This is a genomic window from Mesorhizobium sp. M2A.F.Ca.ET.037.01.1.1, assembly GCF_003998075.1.
In the GTDB taxonomy this organism is placed as follows: domain Bacteria; phylum Pseudomonadota; class Alphaproteobacteria; order Rhizobiales; family Rhizobiaceae; genus Mesorhizobium.
Genome location: NZ_RZSA01000675.1, coordinates 1 through 3794, shown reverse-complemented (window position 1 = coordinate 3794; position 3794 = coordinate 1). Strand labels below are relative to the sequence as shown.

At 64.8% G+C, this 3794-nt stretch carries 4 protein-coding genes and 1 pseudogene; all 5 read left to right on the top strand.

Going from position 1 to position 3794, the window contains the following annotated elements; all coding sequences use genetic code 11:
• Window positions 1-1100: aldehyde dehydrogenase family protein (locus tag EOA27_RS26715; protein WP_127257660.1), on the top strand; the 1100-nt coding region annotated here is incomplete at its 5' end.
• A 19-nt stretch (window positions 1101-1119) separates the two neighbouring features.
• Window positions 1120-1917: an N-formylglutamate amidohydrolase gene (locus tag EOA27_RS26710; RefSeq protein WP_189343100.1), complete on the top strand. Its 798-nt coding sequence runs from the start codon at window positions 1120-1122 to the stop codon at window positions 1915-1917.
• 170 nt (window positions 1918-2087) lie between these two features.
• Window positions 2088-2672 carry an XRE family transcriptional regulator gene (locus tag EOA27_RS26705; RefSeq protein WP_126082010.1) on the top strand — a complete coding sequence of 195 codons (585 nt, stop codon included), beginning with the start codon at window positions 2088-2090 and terminating at the stop codon, window positions 2670-2672.
• Between the two features lie 137 nt (window positions 2673-2809).
• Entirely contained in the window at window positions 2810-3535 is a 726-nt protein-coding gene (locus EOA27_RS26700; RefSeq protein WP_126082011.1) for an ABC transporter ATP-binding protein, read from the top strand.
• Window positions 3536-3576: 41 nt separating this feature from the next.
• Window positions 3577-3794, top strand: a pseudogene (locus EOA27_RS26695) (ABC transporter substrate-binding protein); the annotation flags it as partial.

Below are 3794 nucleotides of genomic sequence, written 5' to 3'. Positions count from 1 at the left end.
CCCCGGAGCCCTTGGCCGACATGCCGTATCCCTCGGATGAGAACATCCGCCGCTACGCCAAGCCGATGGCCGGCGGTCTGCATCTGTCGATCTGCGCCTGGAACTATCCGACCGCCATGCTCGGCTACCTGGTCACGTCGCCTCTTGCGGCAGGCAATGTGGTGATCTTCAAGCATTCGCCGCAGACGCCGTTGATCGCGGAGCTTGCCGAGGAGGCTTTCCGCGCGGCCGGCGGACCAGAAGGCGTGTTCCAGAGCCTGCATCTTGACCATCCGGACGCCGAGCGGCTGATCGCTTCCGGCGTCTTCAATGCCGTCAATTTCATCGGCTCGGTCAATGGCGGCCGGCGCGTGCATGCGGCAGCGGCCGGCACCTTCACCCAGGTGCATCTGGAACTCGGCGGCAAGGATCCGACCTATGTGCGCTCCGACGCCGACCTCGAAGCGGCTGTTCCGCTGATCGCCGAAGGTACTTATTCCAACGCCGGCCAGTCCTGCTGCTCGGTCGAGCGCATCTATGTCGATCGCCTGATTCATGACCGTTTCGTCGAGGCGCTGGTCGCCGAGACGGCGAAATGGTCGATCGGCCATCCAATCGGCGAAAAGCCGATGGTCGGCCCGGTGGTGCGTGGGGTTGCCGCCGACACCATCCGCGGCCTCACCGAAAGCGCGGTGCGAGCAGGGGCGAAGCGCCTGATGCCGCGGGATGGCGCCCTCAAGGCGGCAAGCCTCGGAACCGCCTATGTCGCGCCGGAGGTGCTGACCGGCGTCGATCACAGCATGCAGATCATGCGCGACGAACTGTTCGGGCCGGTGGCCTGCGTCCAGGCGGTCGGCGGCGACGACGAGGCGATCCGGCTGATGAACGACAGCGACTACGGCCTTAGCGCCTCTATCTGGACGCGCGATGTCGAGCGCGGCGTGGCCTTGCTCGACGAGGTCGAGGCCGGCACGGTCTATCTCAACCGCTGCGACCACGCGGACCTCTATCTGCCCTGGGGCGGCATCAAGAATTCCGGTCTCGGACGCACCAATGGACGCGCCGGCCTGATCGAGGCGACGGCGGCGAAGGCGTACCATGTCCGCTCCGTCATCGCCTGAGCGCCAAGGACATCCGGTCGTGCGGGACCTTGAAAAGCTGGGCGATGCGGCCGTCGCGGCGCTTGCAGCGGCCGGCGTGGAACGGTTGCTGCCGGACGCGACCAGCCCCTATCTCCTGATCGCCGAGCATGCCGGCAATGTCGTGCCGGCGCCGTGGCGCGACCTTGGCTTGGCGGAGCCCTATCTGGGCACGCATTTCGCGGTCGATATCGGTGTCGATGCGCTGACGCGGCGGCTCTCGCGAACGTTGCGCGCGCCGGCCGTGATCGCGCGCTATTCGCGGCTGTTCCTCGACTATAACCGCCCCGCCGATGAGTGGGATTTCATGCGGCCGGACCTCGGTGGCATCCCGGTGCCGGGCAATCTGGCGGTCGATGCCACTGATGCAAGGCTGCGCAAGCTTGTCGCCTGGGCGCCGGTCGAACGGGCGATCATCGAAGTCGCCGCCGGCAGGCGCGCGCTGATCTCGGTGCACTCCTTCACGCCGGTGATGGGCGGGGTGAAGCGCAATGTCGATATCGGCGTGCTGTGGCGGGAACAGTCGCCCTTCGTCAATTCAGTGCTGAAAACGCTGGGCGCACAGGGCGCGGAAGCAAGCTTCAGGATTGGTGACAACGAACCCTATGATTGGCGCCAGGCCGTGGGCTACACGCTGAACTGGCATGGGCTGCAGCAGGGCCGGCCCTGCCTCTATCTCGAGGTCCGCAACGACCTGCTTGCCGATCCGGAAACGTTCGAACGCGTCAGCCGCCTTCTTGAAAATGCCTTTGCCACCGTCGCGATGTCCCTGTGGCCGCAATCAGCCGTAGCCGTCTAAAGGCTGGACGCTCAAATGGCGGGCCGCTAGAGCGTTTCACCGTTTCACGGAAACGGCGAACCGCTCTATCTCATTGTTTTTACGCAATTCCGGACGGAAAACCGCTCACACTTTTCCTGGAATTGCTCTAGAGCTTGTCAAATTGGAAACGACGGCCAAGGGCGTGGACGATGCAAGGCAATGTGGGCAGCAAGATCCGGGACGCGCGCAAGCAGCAGAACATCACCTTGCGCGACCTCAGCGAGCGCTCCGGCCTTTCCGTTTCGCAGCTCTCGAAGCTGGAGAACGGCAAGGCCAGGCTGACCGTCGACATCGCGCTGATGATCGCCGGCGTGCTGCACGTGCCGGTGGCCTCCTTCCTGTTCAGCCCGAAGCCCGGACCGCAGGCGCGCCGCTCGATCACGCGCGCCGGCAGCGGCATTCTGCATGAAGGCAACGCCATGGAATTCGAGGTCTTGTGCAGCGATTTCCGCGATAAGACCAACATTTTCTGGCGCGTCACGCTGCGCGCCAGAAGTTTTGAGGAAAACGGCGGCTGGCGCAGCCATTCGGGTGAGGAGTTCATCCATGTGCTGAGCGGCAGCCTGCAGCTGCACACGCTCCATTACGACCCGACGGTGCTGCAGCCAGGCGACAGCATCCTGTTCGACGGCGAGATGCAGCACGCTTATGTCGCGCTTGGCGACGAGCCCGTCATCATGCTGATGTCGAATACGGTGCCGCGCGACGGGCTGCCGCCGGGAACAGGCGCCTGACCGACGGTCCCGGCCCTTCCACTCAAGAATTTTTCTAAAATGGAAAAAAATACTTGTTCTGGAAAAGTCGGGAGACTAGCATCCTTTTGACCGGCCGACAGGAGAACAGCCAGCGGCCGGAATGGGAGAAATGACCGATGCTGTCGGTTGAGGCAGTCAGCAAGACATTCGGCGGCGTGCAGGCGTTGCGCAACGCCTCGCTGACCTGCGAGGCCGGCGAGATCCTCGGCCTCATCGGTCCGAACGGCGCAGGCAAGTCGACGCTCGTCAACGCCATCTCCGGCGTGCTCAAGCCGGACAGCGGCAGCGTGCGCCTGGCGGGCGAGGAGATCACTGGCCGCGGCCCGGAGCATTGCGCGCGGGCAGGGGTAGGCCGCACCTTCCAGACCATCAGGCTGTTCAAGGATCTGACCGTTCGCCAGAACGTCGAGGTCGCGCGTATCACCTGCCGCGCCGTACGCCCCGATGCCGCCAAGCAGATCGGCGTCGATCAGCTGCTGCAGCAATATGAGCTGGCAAGTTTCGCCGACAGTCCGGCCGGCACGCTGCCCTATGGCAGCCAGCGCCGGCTCGAGATCGCCCGCGCACTGGCGCTGGGGCCGTCGCTCCTTCTGCTCGATGAGCCGGCCGCCGGCCTCAACGAGGCCGAGTCGGAGACGCTGGCGATGGCGATCGAGGCCATTCGCCGCGATATCGGCTGCGCGACCATCGTCATCGATCACGATCTGCGCTTCATCAACCGGCTCTGCGACCGGCTGTGCGTGATGGACCAGGGACAGGTGATCGCCTCGGGCGAGACGGAAGATGTGTGGCGCGATCCGCGCGTCATCGAGGTCTATGTCGGGCAGTCGGAGACGGCCTGAGGGCCGGAAGAACAACCACAATGAGAGGAAGGAGGGGTAGAATGGAAAAGATTTTGCTGGGAGCAGCGGTGCTGACCGCTGGGCTGCTGCAGGCAGGGCATGCGGGCGCGGCGGATCTCAAGATCGGCCTTGCGGTCGCCATGACCGGCGCCTACGCGCCCTATAGCGAGGCGGAAGGCGCGCACTGCATGGCCGACAGGCTGAACAAGGCTGCGGGCGCCAACGAGCCCAAGGTCGAGCTGATGATCGAGGACAACCG